This window comes from Bacteroides sp. ET336, assembly GCF_024733815.1.
In the GTDB taxonomy this organism is placed as follows: domain Bacteria; phylum Bacteroidota; class Bacteroidia; order Bacteroidales; family Bacteroidaceae; genus Phocaeicola; species Phocaeicola cellulolyticus.
Genome location: NZ_JANRHK010000012.1, coordinates 24,801 through 47,178 on the forward strand (window position 1 = coordinate 24,801; position 22,378 = coordinate 47,178).

Below are 22,378 nucleotides of genomic sequence, written 5' to 3' on the forward strand. Positions count from 1 at the left end.
TGTATTGAAAGAAAATTACCGGTAGTTTATGTCTGTCATGGAATTTATTTATAACTTTGCAGTCTAACATAGTTTTATGCATTATGGAAAATAAACTCTTAATCTACAATACACTGAGCCGCACGAAAGAGCTTTTCAAACCGGCTCACGCACCTCATGTGGGTATGTATGTGTGCGGACCTACCGTGTATGGCGATGCTCATCTGGGACATGCACGTCCGGCAATCACTTTCGATATTCTTTTCCGTTATCTTACTCATCTGGGATATAAGGTACGCTATGTACGCAATATCACTGATGTCGGTCATCTTGAACATGATGCCGATGATGGTGAGGACAAGATTGCAAAGAAAGCACGTCTTGAACAGCTTGAACCGATGGAGGTAGTGCAGTATTATCTGAACCGTTACCACAAGGCAATGGAAGCACTTAACGTTCTTCCTCCAAGCATAGAACCTCATGCTTCGGGACATATCATCGAACAGATACAGCTGGTAGAAGAAATCCTAAAGAACGGATATGCATACGAGAGCCAGGGATCAGTATATTTCGATGTAGCCAAATATAACAAAGACCATCATTACGGAAAATTGTCAGGAAGAAATCTTGACGATGTAATCAATACTACACGTGAGCTTGACGGACAGCAGGAAAAACATAATCCTGCCGATTTTGCTCTCTGGAAGTGTGCACAGCCTGAACATATTATGCGTTGGCCTTCACCATGGAGTGACGGTTTCCCTGGATGGCACTGCGAATGTACCGCCATGGGTAAGAAATATCTTGGTGAGACATTCGATATTCACGGTGGAGGTATGGATCTTGTGTTCCCTCACCATGAATGTGAGATAGCACAGAGTGTGGCTTCGCAGGGACATGACATGGTACGTTATTGGATGCACAATAATATGATTACCATCAACGGTCAGAAGATGGGTAAGTCTTTGGGTAATTTCATTACTCTTGACGAGTTCTTCACAGGTAGCAATAAGTTGCTGGCACAGGCATATTCGCCAATGACAATCCGTTTCTTCATCCTTCAGGCACATTACCGTAGTACTGTTGACTTCAGTAACGAAGCTCTTCAGGCAGCCGAAAAGGGTCTTGAACGTCTGATGGAAGGTGTGAAGAACCTCGAACGTATCACTCCTTCTAAGACTACCAGCGGTATTGAACCGGCAGGACTCCGTGAGAAATGTTACGATGCTATGAACGATGACCTTAATACACCTATCGTTATATCACATCTCTTCGATGCTACACGTATGATAAATACTGTAATCGACAAGAAGGCTACTATCAGCGAGGCTGATCTTGAAGAGTTGAAGCAGGTATTCAATCTGTTTGTATTCGACATTCTTGGTCTTAAAGCAGACTCTGAAAATAATGCTGCACGTGAGGAAGCATACGGTAAGGTCGTTGATATGCTTTTGGAACAGCGTATGGTGGCTAAGGCCAACAAGGATTGGGCTACAAGCGATAAGATTCGTGACAATCTTGCAGCCTTGGGATTTGAAGTAAAAGATACCAAGGATGGATTTACGTGGAAGCTGAATAAGTAATTTAAAATAGTATATTTATTCGAACGTCTGCTGAATATAGTTTAAATACTATTTAAATGGTGTTTAAACATTATTGGGCAGACCTTTGTTTTATATTTGATAATTCGGGATTGAAGTGTATTTGTTTTATTTGCAAATATAAAATCTTAAGAAAAAGCTTGTTTTTTAATATTAAACTATTATTTTTGCCATTGTAAATTTTAAAAATAGAACAATTATGAAGAAGATTTTTTCAACTTTAGTCATTATGGCGTGTCTGTTGCTGGCTGTTCCTGCACAGGCTCAAGTAAAATTCGGTCTGAAGGGTGGTTTGGATGTTTCTAAGTTAGATAATAAAGTAGGAGATAATACAACCGGTTTCTTTGTAGGTCCTATGGTTGATGTTACTCTGCCTATTATCGGTTTAGGAATAGATGTGGCAGCTCTTTATTCACAATCAGGTTTGGATGTTAATAATAAGAATTCCGAGAAGCTGAAATCTGTAGAAATTCCGGTAAACCTTAAATGGACATTAGGACTTGGAAGCACACTTGGAGTATATGTTGCAGCCGGTCCACAATTCGGTTTCAGCATAAATGACGGATGGAAGCAGTTAATGGAAGAATCAAACAAAAGTTTTGTCAGTGTCAATGTAGGAGCCGGTTTAAAATTGCTTCGTCATCTTCAGGTTGGAGTTAACTATAATATCGGAGCAAGTAAACTTGGAGACATGATTGTTGAATCTTCTGACGGTAACTTGCGTTCAAGCATTAGAAAAAATTCATGGCAGGTTTCTCTGGCATATATGTTCTGATATAAATAATAAGATATAGACTTTGTCCCACAGACTTCAATATCAAGAAGTTTGTGGGATTTTTTTTGTTTTAATGTGTAACTAAAATAACGATTATAGTTAAGGCCTTGAACTTTTTTCTATCGTTTTGTTATTGATTTAAATCAATATAAGCATGTGTTTTAATATTATTATGAACAAATGGGTATTTAATATTGTCTTGTAATCTGTGAAACATTAGATAAATAATAATTTGATAGGTATAGTTTATGAAACAAGAATTGAAAAAAGTTGAGGTAAAAGAATTGTATGTTGCACCTGTTTGCGAATGTATTGAGATGTTGTCCGAAGGAATTCTTTGTGGTAGTGGAAATGGTAGCAATTCATCTACAGGAGTTTTCGGAGCAGAGGGAGATAGATTTGTTGGTGAATGGTAATCTTTGATGATATTATGAATAAAGTAAGCAGATTTTTCCTTTTAACAGCATTGCTGTTTAGCTTTTTTTCTTGCGGAAAGACTGATGTTTCGGATAATGGAGTAGTGGATAATCCGACGGGAGGCGATATTGGAGCAGGAAATACTGAAGATGAAGATATTGCCAATTTTAAAATATCAATGAATGTTACGGAAGCGTCTAAATATAGCAGGGCTTCTATTGATGAAAATCTACCGGCAAAGGATGAACAGCTTCAGGTAAGATGGGATAGTGGAGATAAGGTTCGCATGATGGTAGGAAGTGCTGCAGATGATGTAACAGTATGTGATTTCACCCTTGTTGGTGGCCCTTCGATAGGTTCCGGTAATTTTGAGTATGTTGGCAACAGGGTGGAGACAAATTATTATTACGGTATATATCCACCTATGGAAATAGGAACAAATGGTGAAGTACAATTGAATGTGCCGATAGACGGAACTATAAGTCAGGCTGCGGCAGATGATTCACGACATTTGGGACAGTTCAGACCAATGTATGCACCACCAGTACGCAATGAGGAAGGTGGCAATGTGCTGACAGGTGTGGTATTCAAACATCTCACATCACTTGTCATCTTTAAGGTGACAAACAGTACAGATGAGGCATTCAATCTTAACTCAATAGAAATGTCAACAGCGGATGGAAATGCAGTGTTTTATTCGTCTGCATCCTTCAATCCCCAGAATCAGACAGAAGCGGTGGTGAAAGGAAGTCCTAATGTATCGATAGCTTTGGCTTTTGATAATAATGGTATGCAGGTCGCTTCTCAGGAAATGAAAAAAGCATATCTGCCGATACTTCCTTCAGGGGATTTCACCAAATCACAGTTAAGGGTAAGAGCTATTACGGATAAAGGTGAATTCATCACAGAGCTTCCTATTGCAGCAAGTGAGACATTGAAAAAGTTCCAGGCAGGTAGCTATTGTATCTTTAACCTGAAGAAAACGACAACAGGCTTTACTGTGGAAATGGAGATACAGGGATGGGAAGATGGTGAGATAGTGGATGTCCCTATATTGTAAATCAAATGATATATTAGTAGAAATATTTTCCATTAAAACGGTGAAGTGCCGTAATTCAGGATGGAAAAAGAAATAACGCTATTGAAAACTTCAATACAGGCGTAAAACAAATTGTTTTTTTCAAGAAAATAACTGTAAACCACAGTGCTGTTTGTGCAAATCACAGTGTTGTTTCTATAAACCACACTGTGGTTTTTACAAATCACACTGTGGTTTATAGATATCATAAGGACAAAAACAGTTTTCCAACAAGATAAGAACTGATTTTTTCTATTGTATCAATTTATATACCTTCACCCAGTCCGTTATCATCCGTACGGGCAGTTCTTCAGGATTTACCTTGCCTACCCATGCTCCTTCTATCTGCATGTCTATTAGTATATAGTAAGGAGTACCAAACGGGAATTCTCCTTCCTTGTCAGTTTCAATTTTGGGATAGGTATGTGTCGTTTTTCCGTTTACGGAGAAAACTATTTTGTCTGGTAGTATCTCTACGCCATATACATTGTACCCATCGCTGTCAATAGCGGCTTTAGCAGTATGTGGAGGGTTTTGTTTTTCATTCAATGTATGAGTATAGTGCGTATGTATTGTCTGATGGACAAAATCATCGTGATTAAGCCTTTCCATTATGTCTATTTCTCCACCTTTAGGCCATTCTCCTTTCTCAGGCAACATCCATATAGCCGGCCATGCTCCCTGTGCAGCTTCAAGTTTTGCCTTAACCTCAACTTTTCCGTAACATATAGAGAATTTTCCTTTCGTGGATATTCCACCCGTTAGAAATCGAGCAGTGTCGTTTGGTGCGATTCCTTTGTTTTCAACTCCGTGAAGTATGAGTTTACCTTTTTTTACTTCATACAAAGTTTCATTGTCCGACATGTATTTTCTCCAGTCAGGTTTCCCTCTTGTGATTTTACTCCATTTTCCGGTATTGATAGATTTTCCTTTGAAATCTTCTTTCCAGATCAGTTCATAATCATTCTTTCCTCCCCGGGCATAAGTCACGGGGAGAGAAAGAAGATAAAGAAATATAATCAATAACCCTTTTATTTTATTCATGTTAGTTCTTGCTTCCTTTTAGATGTATCTTTCAGTTCTGCTGTATTATTTATTTTCAGTATGTCTGTACGAAATATTCTTGATATCACCTTTGAAACCCATGTATTCGTCACCAATTGTTTCGAGTGGGAATATCAGTGTCTCTACATACCAGAATTTGTCTTTTCTGTTATGCTTGAAGTTATATACCTCGCGTGTACGTCCTTCCAGTCTTTCAATCTTTTTTCCATTAACAAAGAGTGTAGTACCTTTCACATCGCCTTCAATGCGTATTTTCGTCCATTCACTGGCAGGCAGACGATAATCGTGGAATACGAACTCATAACCATCGCGTCTGAAAGCAAATTTGCCTGTGTTCTGCCAGTTTGTTACAAATTCAGAGTGAGGCCCCTTGAAAAGTATTCCATCTATGGCAGGCACACTGTCAGTGCGTATATCAAATTCTACAGCATATGGATAACCTATTTCATTTATTTTTGTGGCAACTTTAGTCTTTCCGTCTATTGACAGAATTTTATTATTTTCTATAAGGTTACCGCCTTTCTCTACTTTTGCCATCAAATTTACTCCCGGGGCTTCCGGAGTAGTTTGGCACAATTTCTCAAATTCCTTGTAAGAAACATTTTTGCTATTCTCGCCTTTCCATAACTTATCAGAAACAAGCTGTATTGCAGGGAAGCATCTGAAATGTACATCCTGTTGGCTTACACCGTTACCAACCCTGTCGTTCCATACTGCCAGCATCGCTCCGAGGAAGTTAGGGTTACCTTCTTCTATAGTTTCGTCTTTTCTCATCATTTCAGGACGCCAGTTATTGTATAGCCATTCATATTCCAAAAAGTCATGGTAATAGTTTACTGCAGGAACTAAATACAAGAACCAGTCGCAAAGGTTGACTACTTTTGCTCCTGTAGCAAGTGAAGTCTTTACATCCATCCAGTTGGCGTTCCATGCACTGATTACACAGTCTTCAAGGTTTACTTTTGTTTCACCTTTCATTATTTTCAAACTGCCCCAAACTCTCGGAGTCTTACCGTATTTTTTTATCAGCTTTACATAATGATTTGTAAAATGCCTGAACTGTTCTGCTTCTTTTAAATTGTATTCGTCGGTACCGATATGTACTTCAGGACCAATGAATACAGGATTTTCTCCACTAAGATATTCGTCGAAAAGTGAATCGACAAAGTCATAAACTTCTTTTTTATAAAGATCAAGATGGTCGGCTCCATATTCCTTATTGTCGGCTGCAAGTCGTGGATCGTAGTGAGTGAAAGCCAAAGAATGCGCAGGGACATCGATTTCAGGGATAATGGTTATACCATATTTTGCTGCCATTTTCTGAAGTTCGCGGAACTCTTCCTTTGTGTATGATCCGTCTTTTGCCGTAAGTCCTGGATATCTGTCACTTTCCAGACGGAAAGCCGAATATGTCTTGTTCCAGTCGTTGTCTGAAAATTCAACAAATCCGTTGTCGTTCAGGTGAATCTGTAATTCGTTCATTTTGTAGAAAGAAAGAATCTTCACGTAGTTTTTAAGAAAATCCATAGAGAAGAACTTTCTTGCTACGTCTATCATAAATCCGCGATTGCTGTATTTCGGGAAGTCTATTGCTTTTCCCTTTTGAAGACCGTCGGGCTGGTTATATATCATCTGCAGTAGCGTTCTGGTTCCCCAAAATACGCCCTTTGCCGTATTGGCTTCGATTTCTATCTTATCACCTATTGAACATTCATAACCTTCGCAGCCCAGACGGTCTTTCTCTTTTCCTATTGATAAAGAAATGTCACCTTTACCGGCTTTAAGTCCAGTAGTAACGCTATATTCGTATCCCATCATCTCTTTCAAGTCATCTTTTAGTATAAGAGCCGTCTGCATCAGCATTCCAGAGTCTTTTTTACTTACGACTATTGTTCCGGTTTGTTTTGGAATAAATTTCCCGTTTTGTTTTTTCCAACTTTGCAGAGCTGGAATTACTTTTGGAATGTCGTTTCCAGCAAAGCAAGAGATGCCGAAAAGACACGTTATAACTATTATCAATGTTTTCTTTATCATGGTATTAGTGAAATTTATTGTTTACTTTATAATTATCTCATCAAAACAGAATTTTGAAATCTGACCTGGTCGCATGAAATGATCTTTAGGTATCAGTCCGGCATGTTTGGCAGTAATCTTGACGTATGTGGCACTGGTTTTTTCTCCTTCGAAAACTATATCTTCTACGAAGTTCCCTTCATGGAATATTTCTTGTTCAGAAAATTCTCTTTCTCCGTACAGTTTGAATGATTTGTTATCATCAGAGATCTCTACTTTGATACTTTTAGGCTTATGCACTCCCATGCCGTAGTTTGTGAGGCATCCTATTCCGATACTTTCTATTTCTTCTGTACCTTTAAGGTCTATGGTAAACACTGCGTCAGAGTTTGCCCATGTGCACCATTCAAAGTCCGATTGTCTTTTACTTCCTCTGACACCGTTAGTTAGCAAAAATATATCTTTATTTCCATTTTCTACAGTTTTTCCGGTTGCCTTGTTGAAATCAATCTTTAAAGAAAGAGTCTCACCCATCTGTTTGCCGTTCTTGAAAGAAGCTACATTGATAACAGTACTTTCTTTTACAGGAAAATCTGATGACACTAAATTTGATTTTGCATTAGGGTCAGTGCCGTCTGTGGTATATCTTTTTTCCACGTCAGTACGTTCGCATTGCAGATTGACGTTGACACAACCATCGGCAGGTGTGCATTTATGCTGGATATTATACATAGACTTTGCATATCGTACACCTTTTACATCAAGATGAGTCAGGAAGTTATCCAATCCTTTTTGAAAGTTTTCCCAGTCGGATGTACCTTTCTTTCTCCATGCCATGTCAGCCAGGGCTGCAAGACGAGGGAAAATCATGTAAGTTACATCTTCTGCACTGTTACAGAACTCTGTCCACATTGAGGCTTGTACTCCCATCAACAGATCTTCATAGCCTTTTTCCCAGTTATCCTGTACAGGTTCGTATGCATAGATATCTTTCATAAGGTTGTTCCCGAAATAAGTTACCGGCTCGAACCATTGAGGTCCCTGATATCTGATGAGATAAAGTAATCTGGCTGGAGTGAGTATGAATTTGTGTCCCTCAGCGGCAGCTTTCAGTGCGGCATTTCCGTATCCCTGCCATCCGAATATCACGGTTCCGTCTGGTACTCTGCTGTTTGTCAGCTCGTCCCATCCCATCATTTTCTTTCCGTTAGCTTTTACGTAATCGCTCATCCTCTGCATGAAATATCCCTGCAGGTCTTCTACGTGGGCAATTCCTTCCTGTTTCATTCTTTTTTTACATAGCGGACATGTTTGCCAATAGAACTTGTTGGCTTCATCTCCACCCATGTGGATATATTCCGAAGGGAACAGTTCGGCTACCTCTTTAATCACATCGCTCAAAAAATCGAAAGTTTTTTCATTGCCGGCACAGTATATTATTTCAGTGTCGCGTCCACCAAGGCCAGGAAGAACATTTATTTCCTTTTTTACATTAGGACATGCCAATTTCGGATATGATGCCAATGCTGCACATGAGTGAGCCGGAACGTCAATCTCAGGAATGATTTCTATCTGTCTTTCTGATGCATATCTGATAATTTCCTTCAAATCTTCCTGAGTGTAGAAGCCACCTACAGTACAACTCTCGCCCTCTTGTCTGTTTCTTCTTCCGTAGAAAGGAGTATCACCTCTGTCAGGACGCCATGCTCCAACTTCTGTCAGACGTGGATATTTCTTTATTTCAAGTCTCCAGCCTGTATCGTCTGTAAGGTGCAGATGAAGCTTGTTTAGCTTCAGCATAGCCATACAGTCTATCGTTTTTATCAAATCATCTTTTGGTAAAAAATAGCGGGCAACGTCTATCATCAGCCCTCTGTAACCGAATCTGGGTCCGTCGTTTATATCCATTGCCTGTACATACCATTCCTGGCTTGAGCTTGCTTCAGAGGCTTCAATTTGTGGTGGAAGTACCATTCTAAGAGTTTGTACAGCATAAAAGAAACCGCTTCGGTCTGAAGCCGAAATAATTATGCCCTTGTCGTCCACTTTCATCCTGTACGACTCTTTCTCTACAGTGCTGTCTGCTATGAAGCGGATTGCTGCGTTTTTATCTTCTGTTACTTTTATTTTGAAGCCTGCAGCGGATTCGAAAAGCGAAGAAAGATATTCAGCTACAGTTTTCTGATCATTCCCGGTTGCATATATTGAAGTTCGGGAAGTAATGCAGTAGCCTTTGCCTTCCGTCACAGCCGATTCTACCGGTGAGGGGATGATTACCCGTTCTTCGGCTTGCCTGCATCCTGTTGCGGCTAAACATATTGCCATGGCTATTAGTGCACCGGAAAATAAATTCTTTTTCATTATCATAAAAAAAATTTCTTTGTATTAAATGAAAATGAGCCGGTGAACCTGCAGCCAAGTCCGCCGACTCATTTTCTATATATGACAATCAATTACACATTTTGTGTACTTAGGCATTAATAACCGAAGTTATTTTCGGTAATACCAGGATTGTTGTCTCTTTCTGTATCAGGAATAGGAAGTAACAGATTCTTTTTCAAGAATTCTTCTGTAAGGTTACCTTCGTTGTAAATACGGTCAGTCCATTTTTGTGATGACGATTTATAGTAAGCATCTGAAACTTTTGTTATTTCATGATTGTTGTGGTATTCTAGTGCCTTCTTAAGGAATTCTGTACCGCGTATTCTCATCATTTCGTACATATCAGGTTCGCCAAACAGCTCGATTATACGTTCGAAATAAAGTTTTTCACGTACTTGATCTTTGGTCAGATTTTTTGACCAGTCAGCAGGTTCAGTAGCAGGAGCTGCTGTCTGTGCTGAGCGTCGTGCACGGGCTAATACTTTATTTGCCAGTTCAATAGCTTTGTCTTTCTGATCGAGTTCGTTATATACATCAGCCATTAATAACAGCATTTCTGCATATCTGTACACCATCAGATTCTTATGTGAAGCTGTACCCTGCTGGTTTTGGTCGTATAGTTTTGCATGTGCCGGCCATGCGTTCTGATTTCCGTTTTCTGCAAAAGTTTTTCTAATACCTTTCAAAGCTTGAATTTCAGCCTTTTCTCTAGGAGATGCATTTTCTGGAATTTGTAGTCCTTCCATATATTCCAAGCTTGGGTTTGCAGGATTATCAAACTTGTCATATGGTAGTACTCCTACATAGATTTTATCTTCCACGTCTTTTCCATCTTTCTGAATCTTTTCATAAATAGGCTTCTTATCATTATCTTCTCCAATCTGAATCTTATATGTGAAATAAGGATAGTAGTAAACGCTGTCGTTTGCAGATGGTTTGTCGCCTACCTGAGGTTTTGGATTAGCCTGGTTGTTTCCGGTTCTTTTTCTGTGTACAGTAAGGAATGTTGCGTCGATACGTGGATCACCCGGATACATGCTTTGGTGCATATCGTATGCTGATTTTGTAGCACGGTAAGTACTCCAGTTTACACCTGTAGTAGAAGATGTAGGTGAGAAACGGTTACTTGCACGGTTGAAACAGTTTGTTGAAGTAACACTGAAGTTTATTTGGAAAATAGATTCTTTGGAACTTGAAACCCAATCGCCGAACAAATCTGCAAAATTATTTTCAAGGTCATAGATATTGTTGTCATATACTTCATCAAACTTAGTTTTAGCGTTAGTCCAGTTTTCCTGAGGATTGATGCCTGTAGCAGCCATACGGTAATATACTTTACCCATGAATGCTTTTACTGCCCATGAATTTGCACGACCTACGCTTGATTTTGGATCAATGCTTTCTGCATCTTTAAGATCGTCTATTACATGTCCAAGAACTTCAGCAGCAGGTGTACGTCCTATTGTGATACCTTCTGAAGTTGATGCAGAAGTCTTGAAAGGAACGTCACCAAATAAAGATACCAGATTATAGTATGCCATAGCACGTAAGAATTTAGCTTCTCCGCTGTACTGTTTCTTTATGTCATCAGAAAGACCGCTATTATTCAGATTTTCCAAATAAGCGTTAACCTCTGAAATAACCTTGTACATGGCATTCCATGTAGTTGATATAAGACCGTCACTTGATAGGGACTGCAGGCTTACTATTCCATCGCTACCACTTCTTTGTGACCATCCAAAGCCGGAACCGCTTATTGGAATTTCCTGCCAGTGTTGGCCGTATGCCGCAGTTGTACTCATGTAAGAATAGCATCCTAGCAATGCTAATTCAGCGTTACTGCCATTAGAGAACACTATTTTATTGTTCTGCGTATATAGCGGATTTTCGTCCAGACATGACGACATGCAGCATGCCGCAGAAAGTGATAATATCAGATATTTAATATTTTTCATGACTTATGTTCTTTGTAGGTTATTGTTATATTATTAATTTAGAATGTCACGTTCAGTCCGAATATGAACTGGCGTGGAGTAGGATAAGAGTTCATATCGACTCCAGGACGCAAACCGTCGAATGCGAAGCTGTTTACTTCAGGATCGTATCCGCTATAGTCTGTAATGATGAATGCGTTCTTTACAGATGCGAATATTGAAGTATTCTGGAATCCAATCTTGTTCATCCAAGATTTAGGAAGAACATAGTTCAGAGTGATGTCTGAGCAGCGCAAATAGCTTCCGTCTTCCACATAGCGATCCATAACCATGTTTTGTACTATGAAGTTAGATGAAGGATATAGGTTAGACTTGTTTTCTGGAGTCCACATGCCTTCGAATGCTTTCTTTGATACTGTACCAGCTTTTGATCCAGGAGTGTTGATATAACGGTTGTTTACATTTATGATGTCACGACCGTGTACACCGTTGAATGCAGCAGACAGGCTTAAACCTTTCCATGAAAGTGAAGTCTGGAATCCGTATGTGAAGTCAGGATTAGGATTACCAATGATATTACGGTCTGAAGTATCAATGCTTCCGTTGCCGTCGAAATCTACAAATTTCACGTCACCAGCCACAGGTTTCTGTCCTAAAACGTCATTATAATATCCTGTAGTACCGTCAGGTTTTGTATATCTTACTCCTTGGTCTGTGATGTCTTCAGCCTGTACTATACCTTGAGTTGCATAACCTAAGAACAATCCTGGTTCTTCTCCCTGAAGGAATATATGTCCAACTCCGAAGTGGTCGCCAAGTGAATTACCATAATATCCTATTCTTTCGCCCAAGCATCCGAATTCTGTAGGAATAAGTCCCAGATTTACGATTTTGCTCTTATTCTTTCCGAAGTTACCTGTCAAACTCCATTTCCAGTCTTTAGTGTCAATAATTTGAGCTGTCAATGTAAGTTCCACACCTTTGTTATCCAATGATCCTTGATTATAATATGTAGAAGAGAAACCGGCTGATCCTGGAAGATTTCTAGATATAAGCAAGTCGTTTGTTCTCTTTACATAGAAATCCAAAGTACCGCTAAGTCTTGAACGGAACAATCCGAAGTCAAATCCGGCATTCCATGAAGAAGTCTTTTCCCACGTCAAACCATTGTTAGGAAGGTTAGTAATAGTCAGTGTAGCCAACTGGTTTCCAGAACCGTCTGCATAGTGATTTGTACCACCACCGTACATAGAGAATGTAGAGTAAGGATTGATACTCTGGTTACCTGTTACACCGTAGCTTACTCTTAACTTTAACTGATTCATCCATTCCACATCTTTCAGGAATTCTTCCTGTTCCATACGCCAAGCTAATGAAGCTGACGGGAAATACCCCCAACGGTTACCCTTTGTAAACTTACTTGATCCATCGGCACGTATTGATGCTGTGATAAGATATTTGTCAAGGAATGACAGATTGATACGTCCAAGGTATGACAGCAACTGATAGTCGCGCTGTATAGGTTCCTGGTGTTGTACGTTACCTGCCATGTGAATACCGTTTTCACGCAGATCGAACATAGTGAATTGTGAACCGATAGTATTCTGGTTTAGGAATTTGTATGCATCGTATGTAACACCGGCAGTAGCATCCAATGTTGCTATGTCACCGAATTTAGTATTATAGTTTAATACATTTTCTACAGAATAGTTGCTCTTATTAAGATTAGATATAGCCAAATATCCGTTATTGTTCATACCCTGATATAATTGCAGACCATACCAGCGGCTACGATCGTTGATATTCATGTTACCACCTACACGGAGGTTATATTGTAATCCTTTCACGATCTTCCATGAAAGATCCATACTCATATTGAATGTCTTATCGTTTGCTACATCTTCGTAGTCGTTAAGCCAACTGAAAATTGTTGTTTTGTTCTCAGCTTGGAATGAAGGGTCACCTTCCGGCATTTCAAATGGAGCATAGTCTAGAGCTGTACGAGAGATTGCTGTAGTTGATCCACCCAAGGTGCTACCTCCTGCCATCATGTTATTCTGTCTGAGCGAACCGCTCATAGTCATGTTAAGATGAACTGTTTTTGAAAGGTCCATGCCAAGATTGGCACGTAAGTCACCTTGTTTGAGACCTGTCTGTTTTACTGTACCATTGATATCCTTGAAATTGGCAGAAATATAATAAGTCATCTTATCACTACCACCATTTACTGATACTGAATAAGTTTGAGAAAATGCTGAACGGTAGATTTCTTTCTGCCAGTTGCGATACTGAATAAGGTTATATGTTTCAGGATTGTTAGGATCATAATTAGCTAGAGCGTCATTGAATACATATCTAACTTCGTCGCCTACTACATAGAAAGGATATTGTCCGTTAGAAACGCGTGAGTTAATATAAGCTGCGTGTTCCTGCAGATTTGTCATCTCCATAAGGCGTGTAGGGTCTGCTATAGTAAAGTTTGCACTTACGTTGACTTTTGCTTTTCCTTGTTTACCTTTCTTTGTAGTAATAAGGATTACACCGTTTGCACCACGAGAACCGTAAATAGCAGTTGAAGAAGCATCTTTCAAGATAGTGATATCTTCAATGTCGGCAGGGTTAAGTGCTGCCAGAGGGTCCTGATTGATCTGGAAGTCTCCACTGATACCTGATGATGCAAATTCACCAGCTGAAGCCTGAGGTACGTTGTCGATGACATAGAGAGGCTGGTTGTCACCACGCAATGAGCTTGCACCACGGATCGTGATTGATGAAGCAGCTCCTACTGCTGATGATGCTGAGCTAACCACAAGTCCTGCAACTTTACCTGACAACAAATTATCCAGTGATGTTGCTTTGGAAGCATCGTTCGCATCCGGACGCATAGTGGTAAGAGCACCTGTAAGGTCTCCTTTACGTGCTGTACCATAACCTACAACAACAACTTCTTCAAGAGCCTGTGCATCTTCTTTCATTTCTACATTTATCACAGTCTTGTTTCCAACAGTAACTTCTTGAGTAGAGAAACCGATAAAAGTAAATACCAATACAGACTTCGGGCTATTTACCTTGATTGAGTAGTTTCCGTCGAAATCAGTAATAGTTCCCACCGTACTACCCTTGACTTGAACGTTAACTCCGGGCATTCCTTCTTTTAGTTGAGTGTCCAATACTTTACCCGTAACGATTTGTTCTTGGGCCAATGCTTCAAAAGAGAATATAAGCATTGAAACCATAAACAGGCAGAAATACTTTAATTGTCCTTTCATTAATACTAAATTTTAGTTAAACATTAAATTGAAAATAGTGTTTTTTGCAATTGATATTATTAGGCTCAATCATTAAATCACGCTGCAAATCTAGATTTTATGTCTTTTCTTTATGTTCACAAATAACTATTTTATTTCCAAATTTGATTATATAGCTATTTTTAGAATATCCTTATCTATTATTGTAAATCTTTATATCAACAGGGCTTAATTAAAAATTTTATTATTGAAAATCTTCCAATATTTTTTTTACCTTTGTCTTATAAAGGAATAATATATGAAAAATACATTACAAAATATTCTTTTGCTTATTATAGTAAGTATCTCTATTTGTAATAAATTAAGTGGAAGAAATAGTTACAGCTTTACTCAGATAGGCTTAAGGCAAGGAATGCCATCTTATGTTAATTATGTTTTTGAGGAAAGTAACGGTGTTGTTTGGCTTGATACCTCAAATGGAATTATTAGATACGATGGTCTTGAGCTAAAGCATTATTTTGTCCCTTCTTTAGAGACAGGAGTATCAAATCAAAGAATTTTCCAAATTGTAGAAGATAATGAAAGGCAGCTTTGGTTTCTTACTACTAATGGAGTATTGCTTTATTCAAAGCAAAAAGATGATTTTTTGCCATATTATTTCGAGAATAAACAATCGATGGTGGCTGGAGCAGTCTGTAAAACAGAGGATGGACTATTATTTGGCGTAAATAACAAGTTGTATAAATATAGTTATAAAACCAAATCTTTAGAACTTTTCTCCGAAATAAGCAATAAGGCTGATTTTTCAATAAAAAGAATGATATTTTGGGATAATAATACATTGGTTTGTTCAAATCGTAATAACAAAGTTATATTATATGATATAAAAAAGAACGAAATAATAAAAAATCCATCTTTGGAAAAGAATAATTATTCTGATTTATGTGTTGATAATGAAGGATTTCTGTGGGTTACAGATTATAATAACGGCGTAAAGAAAATTGCTAAAGATGGAACTCTGGTTTCAGAATATACGCCTCAAAACTCCACTTTTAGTAGCGAGTTGGTATTGTGTATGACTTTAATTAATGATAGAATTTGGGTCGGAACTGATGGTGGTGGAGTGAATATTATAAATCCTAAAAACGGAAATATTCAAGTCTTAAAGCATGAATCAGGTAATATACATACACTGCCAGTTAATACAATTCTTAATATACACGGTAGCGGAAATGGTAATAATATATGGCTTGCTACTACTCGAGGTGGATTGGTTAATGCACGATTGAGTTATATGATAACATATTCAAGCGTTGCATTAGGCAATAACAATGGTTTAAGTGAGAATACTGTACTTACATTGTTTCAAGAAGCTGATTCTGACTATATATGGATAGGTACAGATGGTGGTGGTATAAACAGGTTAGACGAAAAAAATAATACCATTAAGCATTATCCTACTACTTGGGGAGATAAGATTGTATCTATTTGTAAGTATTCATCTACTGAATTATTAGTATCGATTTTCTCTAAAGGCCTGTTTTTCTTTAACAAAGAGACAGGAGTAAAGCGCTCGTTTAAGTTAACTCAGGATAAATTGAGTGATTATATAAAGTACAGCAGGCTTTCGACTAATCTTTATAATGAAACAGAAAGCTCTATCCTTTTATTGACAAACCCAGTGGTAAGATATAATATTCCAACAGGGAAATCTGAGGAATTAATAAACGCTAATCCTAAAATACCGCTTAGGATGATGTGTTATATAGGTAGAGATAGTCTATATTCTTATTTTTATAATACTCAGACTATTTTTAGAATACAGAAAGATGGCAAACATATTCATTCTGTATTTCACTCTGATACTACTTATTTTATTAATTCTGCATCAATAGCTTGTAATGGAGTTCTGTGGATTGTAGGAAGAAAAGGACTTTATACATTTAAAAATGGAGAATTATCACAAATTAAAAGCTCACTTTTTAAAGAGGCTAAGTCTGTTTTATGTGATGAAAGAGGGCGTGTCTGGATTGGTCCGGACAGGAACTTTTCGCTTATTATCCTTCAGATCAGAAGTTTATATTGTATGGTGAGTCTGATGGCTTGCTTAAAAACGAATACTTGCAAAAACCTAAACTTTTATCTAATTCGGAACGGATTTATTTGGGAGGAGTCAATGGCTTATTAAGTGTTGAATCTGAGGCTTTTAATCTGAGACCTGATGAGATGAAAGAAGCTAATGTTACTGTTTTGGAATTCTCTGTTGGTGGGATAAATATGATGAATAGTATAAAAGATGGAGAAGTTACGTTGCCATGGAATTCCCGTAACATTAAGATACGTTTTTTAGTTGAAGGAGATGATATACTTCGTCCACGTCAGTTCCATTATATATTGGATAGTCATTCAGAAAACGCCTTTACAAGTTATAATAGTGAGTTGAGCATTCCTTCGCTTGCATCCGGAAAATATCCTATAATGGTTAGTTACACAAAAAAAGATGGAGGATGGGCACAAAATAGAAATGTATTGACCCTTGTAATACTTCCGCCTTGGTATAAATCTTGGTGGTTTATTATGATTTTGTCTATTTTGTTTTTGTGTCTTGTTGTCTTGGTAATAGTTGCAGCATTGCGTAAAAAGGACCGTCGTATTAAATGGATGTTGAAAGAACATGAACAAAAGATTTATGAAGAGAAAGTAAGATTTCTAATAAATATAAGTCATGAACTTAGAACACCGTTGACATTGATTTATGCACCATTAAAGAAAATAATTGATTCGATACAGCCTACAGACCGTTATTTTAAACAGTTAAATATAGCATTCCATCAGGCACAAAGAATGAAAGATCTTATTAGTATGGTTTTGGATGCCAGGAAAATGGAGATGACTATGACTCATCTTAATATTCAAAACTATGATTTGAATAATTGGATTGAGGACGTTAGTTCTAATTTTGTAGATGGTGATGGTAGAACTGGCAGAATAGAGCTTCAACTTGATCAAAATATAGGTAAAGTAGCTTTTGATAAAGAAAAATGTATGGTTATTTTGTCTAATCTTCTGATGAATGCTATTAAACATAGCCCTGAAGATGCTAAAATAATTATAAGAACAGAGTTTACGGAAGATGGAAAGAATATAAGAATTTCTGTATCAGATCAGGGTATTGGACTCAAAAATGTAGATACAGAGAAGCTGTTTGTTCGTTTTTATCAGGGAAATACAGAACATGAGGGAACAGGAATCGGATTGTCTTATTCTAAGATCCTTGTAGAGTTGCATAAAGGAAAAATAGGCGCATATAATAATCCTGATAAAGGAGCTACATTTTATTTTGAATTGCCTAAAGTCCAAAGTATTTCTGGGGAGATACCGCAAAATAATAATTATTTAAATGAGTTGCTATCATCGCAATCGTCTATTGAAATAGCAATGCCTGATAAAGATAAGATTAACAGTGTAAATCTGAAGGACTATGTGATATTGATAGTTGATGATAACTCTACTTTGGTTGACTATCTGGCTGAAGATTTGAAGGAACAGTTTAAACGCGTATTGGTGGCCTATGATGGAGAACAGGCTTATAAAATAGCATGTAAGGAGTTTCCTGACATAATTGTGAGTGATGTTATGATGCCTGTAATGAATGGGTACGAATTATGTAAGGCTGTAAAAGAGAATATATCAGTAAGTCATATTCCTTTTATTCTCCTTACTGCCAGAAACGATGATGATAGTCGTCAGTATGGTTATATGATGGGCGCAGACAGCTATTTAGAGAAACCTTTTGAAATGGAAGAATTGCTGGCAAAGATTGTAAATAAACTTTATAATAGGATTCAGACTAAATTGCATTACCAGCAGATAGGAAATAATTTATCTGTTACGGTGGATAGTGATTTGAGCAGAAAGGATACACTCTTTATGGAGAAACTAAATCAAACAATAATAGAAAATCTTGACAATACTGAACTTGACATACCTTATATATGTAAACAAATAGGGATGAGTCGTGCTTCATTGTATAATAAATTAAAGGCTATAACTGATATGGGAGCCAATGATTATATTAACAAGATAAGAATTGAGCAAGCAATGAAATTAATAAAAGAGAGCGATTTGAATTTTAATGAAATTTCTGATAAGGTAGGTTTTGCTTCGGCACGATATTTTAGTACATCGTTTAAACAATATACCGGACTTACTCCTACACAATATAAAAAGCATCAAGTTGATGGTAATTAAAGGTAATATTTCTTTCAAACTTGTGTAATTTTGTAGAATTTTGTTTTCTAATGTTTTTTTTATTCAGTTTGTTTTATATTAATGCCATTATTATTGGATTAGTTTTATATATTTGCAGAGTAGAATTAAATAACGGCAAATAATAACCTTAAATTATTAATTTGATTATATATCTTTTTATCTGATATTTGCTGCTCTCTCTTTGGAAATTCCAAAACTATATATAAATATGAACTGTAAAAAAATTATTAGGACAATAGCATTGTGTCCTATCTTGTCTTTTTGTTCTTGTACAACAGGTGAAGGATATTATACAAAGCACCTGGAATTTCCGGAGGGTATAACCATCGAGCAGAAAGTTGATATGGCATCTCGTTTGGTTCCTACACCACAGCAGTTGGAGTGGCAAAAAATGGAACTGACAGCTTTTCTTCATTTTGGAATAAATACTTTCACCGGACGTGAATGGGGTGATGGAAACGAGGACCCCGCTTTATTTAACCCAACAGAACTCGATGCAGAGCAATGGGTCCGTACTCTTAAAGATGCCGGATTCAAAATGGTTATAATTACAGCAAAACATCATGATGGTTTTTGCTTATGGCCAACGAAGACTACTAAGCACTCTGTAGAATCCTCGCCTTGGAAAGATGGTAAGGGAGATGTAGTGAAGGAACTTCGTAATGCCTGTGATAAATATGGTATGAAGTTCGGTGTATATCTTTCTCCATGGGATAGGAATGCTGCTTGTTATGGTGATTCTCCTGCTTATAATAAATTCTTTATAGAACAACTCACCGAATTGTTGACTAATTATGGTGAAGTGCATGAAGTATGGTTTGATGGAGCAAACGGTGAAGGTCCTAACGGTAAAAAACAGGTATATGACTGGGACGCTTTTTATTCAACAATACGTACTCTACAACCAAAGGCGGTTACTGCTATAATGGGTGATGATGTACGTTGGGTTGGTAATGAAAAAGGTATAGGACGTGAAACTGAATGGAGTGCAACAGTACTTACTCCAGGAGTATATGCCCGTGCTGAAGAAAATAATAAAGCACTTGGTGTATATGGAAAGGCAGAAGATCTTGGAGGAAGAGATATTCTTGCTAAAGCAAAAGAACTGTTCTGGTATCCTTCTGAAGTGGATGTATCAATTCGTCCGGGATGGTTCTATCATGAGGATCAGGATAGTAATGTGAAATCTCTAAAACATCTTACTGACATTTATTTTCAGTCTGTAGGTTATAATTCAGTTTTACTTCTGAATATACCTCCTGATACCAGAGGGCTCATTAATGAAGCAGACGTAAACAGACTTAAAGAATTCAGAGCTTATCTTGATGAGGCTTTTGCTGATAATAAAGTTGTTGATGGTAATAGGTTGTGGAAAGCAGCTCAGGGAGAACAGAAAGAGTATGCCATAGAAGATAACTCTGAGATAAATGTGATAATGCTTCAGGAAGATATATCTAAAGGACAAAGAGTTGAAGGACTCGATGTAGAAACCCTTACTGACGGACAGTGGAAACTTGTTGCACAAGGAACTACAGTTGGATATAAGAGAATATTCAGATTCCCGGCAGTGAAGGCTGAAAAAATACGTGTCACTCTTACTGCTTCAAGAAACAAGGCTAATATATGTAATGTGTCTGCGTATTATGCAGAACCGCTTACTGATGATGTTGCTAGTCAGGAATGGAATAATCTGTCACGTGACGGATGGAAAGTAATTTCAAAATCTCCATTGGTAATTGATCTAGGTCAGAAGGTCTCTCTTTCTGCATTTACATATGCTCCTGCCAAGGCTGAAGCAAAGCCTGATATGGCTTTCAAGTATTCGTTTGCAGTAAGTACAGATGGAAAGAATTGGAAAACAATTAAGAAGGACAGTGAATTCAGTAATATAATGAATAACCCTATTCCTCAGACTGTATCTATTGATGGAGCTGAAAATATTAGGTTTATTCGTTTGGAGGCAGTTTCTGTAAATGGAAATCCTGCTAAGGTTGATATCAACGAATTTGGTATAAATGTTCAAAAGTAGAATCTAATATAATACAAAGTGCAAAAGATTATTATTACTGCAATATCATGTGGAGTGTTTGTGCCTTTTGATTTAATGGCAAGTCAGAAGCAGCCTAATATTATAATGTTCCTTGTTGATGATATGGGATGGCAGGATACTTCTGTCCCCTTTTATAATAATGAGCAGACCCCATTGAATAAGCGTTTCAATACCCCGAACATGGTGAGATTGGCAAAGATGGGAGTGAAATTTACTCAGGCCTATGCTTGTGCGATTTCTTCACCTACCAGATGTAGTCTTATGTCCGGTATGAATGCTTCAAGACATCGTGTAACTAACTGGACATTGGAATTTAATCAGAAAACAGATCGTGAAAGTAGTGTGATTGAGCTGCCGGAATGGAACTTCAACGGAATTCAGCCTGCAGCAGAAAAGGGTAAAATAAATAATTCTACAGCAATAACACCTTTACCTCAGATTCTTAAAGACAATGGCTATAGAACAATACATTGTGGAAAAGCACACTTCGGAGCACGAACAACTCCTGGTGCTGATCCTTCTAATATGGGATTTGAAGTAAATATTGCAGGAGGAGCTAATGGGGCACCAGGAAGTTATCTTGGTACTAAGAATTTTGGCGAAGGAACTCGTTTTGCTGTTTATGGACTTGAAAAATATAATGGACAGGATATATTTTTGACTGAAGCTCTAACTATTGAGGCTATCAGAGAAATGAAAGAGTCTGTAAAGATGAATAAACCTTTCTATCTTTATATGTCACATTATGCAGTTCATAGTCCGTATGACGAAGATAAACGTTTTACCGGGAAGTACAGAGGTAAATATGATGAACAGCTGAAATCAGCGATGAATGAAAATGAGTCCAGATATGCTGCACTGGTCGAAGGTATGGATAAGAGTCTTGGTGATATTATGGATTATCTTGAACAAAATCCAGAAGTAGCTGCAAATACAATTCTGCTATTTATGTCTGACAATGGTGGCCAGGGACTTAATAATGTACGTCAAGGAATTGCCAATCGGGACCAAAATTATCCAGCACGTGGAGGCAAGGGCTCTGCTTTTATGGGAGGAGTCAGGGAACCAATGATGGTATATTGGCCTGGAGTGACGAAACCGGATACGGAATGTGATCAGAAAGTTATCATAGAGGATTTCTTTCCGACGATTCTTGAAATGGCTGGAGTAAGGAAGTATGAAACAATACAGAGAATAGACGGAAAGAGTTTTGTGAAGTCTTTGAAGAAAGGAAAAGCTATGGACAAAGATAAGATTGTTGTATGGCATTTCCCTAACCTGTGGGGGGAGACTCAGAATAAAGAGGAAGGATATGGAGCATACTCGGCTATTCTAAAAGGTGATTATCACCTTATATATACATGGGAAACAGGAGTATTGCGTCTGTTTAACATTAAAGATGATATAGGTGAACAGAATGATTTGGCTGTAAAGATGCCAAATAAAGTAAAAGAACTTGCTGCAGAATTATCTGATTATCTTAGAGAGAGAGACGCACAGAGACCGTCAATGAAAACTACGGGAAAGATTATTCCATTCCCTGATGAGATTTTGTAATTCACAG

Annotated in this window: 13 protein-coding genes; 8 read left to right on the plus strand and 5 right to left on the minus strand. The window is 37.7% G+C overall.

Annotated features, from left to right (window positions below; translation table 11 throughout):
* Positions 1-83: 83 nt before the first annotated feature.
* From cysS to NW213_RS11290, 4 genes are all read left to right on the plus strand, one after another.
* Positions 84-1,562, plus strand: coding sequence for a cysteine--tRNA ligase (gene cysS / locus NW213_RS11275; protein WP_258322835.1), 1,479 nt, complete (start codon positions 84-86; stop codon positions 1,560-1,562).
* 217 nt (positions 1,563-1,779) lie between these two features.
* Positions 1,780-2,355, plus strand: coding sequence for a porin family protein (locus NW213_RS11280; RefSeq protein WP_154043534.1), 576 nt, complete (start codon positions 1,780-1,782; stop codon positions 2,353-2,355).
* 248 nt (positions 2,356-2,603) lie between these two features.
* Complete coding sequence (locus tag NW213_RS11285) at positions 2,604-2,771, plus strand: hypothetical protein (RefSeq protein ID WP_258322836.1); 168 nt, start codon at positions 2,604-2,606, stop codon at positions 2,769-2,771.
* A gap of 14 nt (positions 2,772-2,785) precedes the next feature.
* Positions 2,786-3,832: a fimbrillin family protein gene (locus NW213_RS11290; RefSeq protein ID WP_258322837.1), complete on the plus strand. Its 1,047-nt coding sequence runs from the start codon at positions 2,786-2,788 to the stop codon at positions 3,830-3,832.
* Positions 3,833-4,102: 270 nt separating this feature from the next.
* Here the strand turns inward: NW213_RS11290 and NW213_RS11295 are convergent, their stop codons facing one another.
* The 5 genes from NW213_RS11295 to NW213_RS11315 form a co-directional block, all read right to left on the minus strand.
* Positions 4,103-4,894 carry a glycoside hydrolase family 16 protein gene (locus tag NW213_RS11295; RefSeq protein ID WP_258322838.1) on the minus strand — a complete coding sequence of 264 codons (792 nt, stop codon included), beginning with the start codon at positions 4,892-4,894 and terminating at the stop codon, positions 4,103-4,105.
* 45 nt (positions 4,895-4,939) lie between these two features.
* Complete coding sequence (locus NW213_RS11300; RefSeq protein ID WP_258322839.1) at positions 4,940-6,949, minus strand: family 20 glycosylhydrolase; 2,010 nt, start codon at positions 6,947-6,949, stop codon at positions 4,940-4,942.
* 21 nt (positions 6,950-6,970) lie between these two features.
* Complete coding sequence (locus tag NW213_RS11305; protein ID WP_258322840.1) at positions 6,971-9,289, minus strand: glycoside hydrolase family 20 protein; 2,319 nt, start codon at positions 9,287-9,289, stop codon at positions 6,971-6,973.
* 116 nt (positions 9,290-9,405) lie between these two features.
* Positions 9,406-11,265: a RagB/SusD family nutrient uptake outer membrane protein gene (locus NW213_RS11310; protein WP_258322841.1), complete on the minus strand. Its 1,860-nt coding sequence runs from the start codon at positions 11,263-11,265 to the stop codon at positions 9,406-9,408.
* A 38-nt stretch (positions 11,266-11,303) separates the two neighbouring features.
* The gene (locus NW213_RS11315; protein ID WP_258322842.1) at positions 11,304-14,513 is read right to left on the minus strand and encodes a TonB-dependent receptor; all 3,210 of its coding nucleotides are present in this window, start codon (positions 14,511-14,513) and stop codon (positions 11,304-11,306) included.
* A 277-nt stretch (positions 14,514-14,790) separates the two neighbouring features.
* Between NW213_RS11315 and NW213_RS11320 the strand changes: the two genes are divergently transcribed.
* From NW213_RS11320 to NW213_RS11335, 4 genes are all read left to right on the plus strand, one after another.
* Positions 14,791-16,680, plus strand: coding sequence for a hypothetical protein (locus NW213_RS11320; protein ID WP_258322843.1), 1,890 nt, complete (start codon positions 14,791-14,793; stop codon positions 16,678-16,680).
* On the plus strand, positions 16,656-18,743 hold the full coding sequence (locus NW213_RS11325) for a response regulator (protein WP_258322844.1): 2,088 nt from the start codon (positions 16,656-16,658) through the stop codon (positions 18,741-18,743). Before NW213_RS11320 ends, NW213_RS11325 begins: the two co-directional genes overlap by 25 nt.
* 229 nt (positions 18,744-18,972) lie before the next feature.
* Complete coding sequence (locus NW213_RS11330) at positions 18,973-20,793, plus strand: alpha-L-fucosidase (protein ID WP_258322845.1); 1,821 nt, start codon at positions 18,973-18,975, stop codon at positions 20,791-20,793.
* 75 nt (positions 20,794-20,868) lie between these two features.
* Positions 20,869-22,371 carry a sulfatase gene (locus NW213_RS11335; RefSeq protein WP_375338140.1) on the plus strand — a complete coding sequence of 501 codons (1,503 nt, stop codon included), beginning with the start codon at positions 20,869-20,871 and terminating at the stop codon, positions 22,369-22,371.
* Positions 22,372-22,378 lie beyond the last annotated feature (7 nt).

Excerpts from the sequence above, each read along its gene's own strand:
- cysS (WP_258322835.1), top strand. The coding sequence starts at position 84 with ATGGAAAATAAACTCTTAATCTACAATACACTGAGCCGCACGAAAGAG.
- NW213_RS11280 (WP_154043534.1), top strand. The coding sequence starts at position 1,780 with ATGAAGAAGATTTTTTCAACTTTAGTCATTATGGCGTGTCTGTTGCTG.
- NW213_RS11285 (WP_258322836.1), top strand. The coding sequence starts at position 2,604 with ATGAAACAAGAATTGAAAAAAGTTGAGGTAAAAGAATTGTATGTTGCA.
- NW213_RS11290 (WP_258322837.1), top strand. The coding sequence starts at position 2,786 with ATGAATAAAGTAAGCAGATTTTTCCTTTTAACAGCATTGCTGTTTAGC.
- NW213_RS11295 (WP_258322838.1), bottom strand. The coding sequence starts at position 4,894 with ATGAATAAAATAAAAGGGTTATTGATTATATTTCTTTATCTTCTTTCT.
- NW213_RS11300 (WP_258322839.1), bottom strand. The coding sequence starts at position 6,949 with ATGATAAAGAAAACATTGATAATAGTTATAACGTGTCTTTTCGGCATC.
- NW213_RS11305 (WP_258322840.1), bottom strand. The coding sequence starts at position 9,289 with ATGAAAAAGAATTTATTTTCCGGTGCACTAATAGCCATGGCAATATGT.
- NW213_RS11310 (WP_258322841.1), bottom strand. The coding sequence starts at position 11,265 with ATGAAAAATATTAAATATCTGATATTATCACTTTCTGCGGCATGCTGC.
- NW213_RS11315 (WP_258322842.1), bottom strand. The coding sequence starts at position 14,513 with ATGAAAGGACAATTAAAGTATTTCTGCCTGTTTATGGTTTCAATGCTT.
- NW213_RS11320 (WP_258322843.1), top strand. The coding sequence starts at position 14,791 with ATGAAAAATACATTACAAAATATTCTTTTGCTTATTATAGTAAGTATC.
- NW213_RS11330 (WP_258322845.1), top strand. The coding sequence starts at position 18,973 with ATGAACTGTAAAAAAATTATTAGGACAATAGCATTGTGTCCTATCTTG.
- NW213_RS11335 (WP_375338140.1), top strand. The coding sequence starts at position 20,869 with ATGGCAAGTCAGAAGCAGCCTAATATTATAATGTTCCTTGTTGATGAT.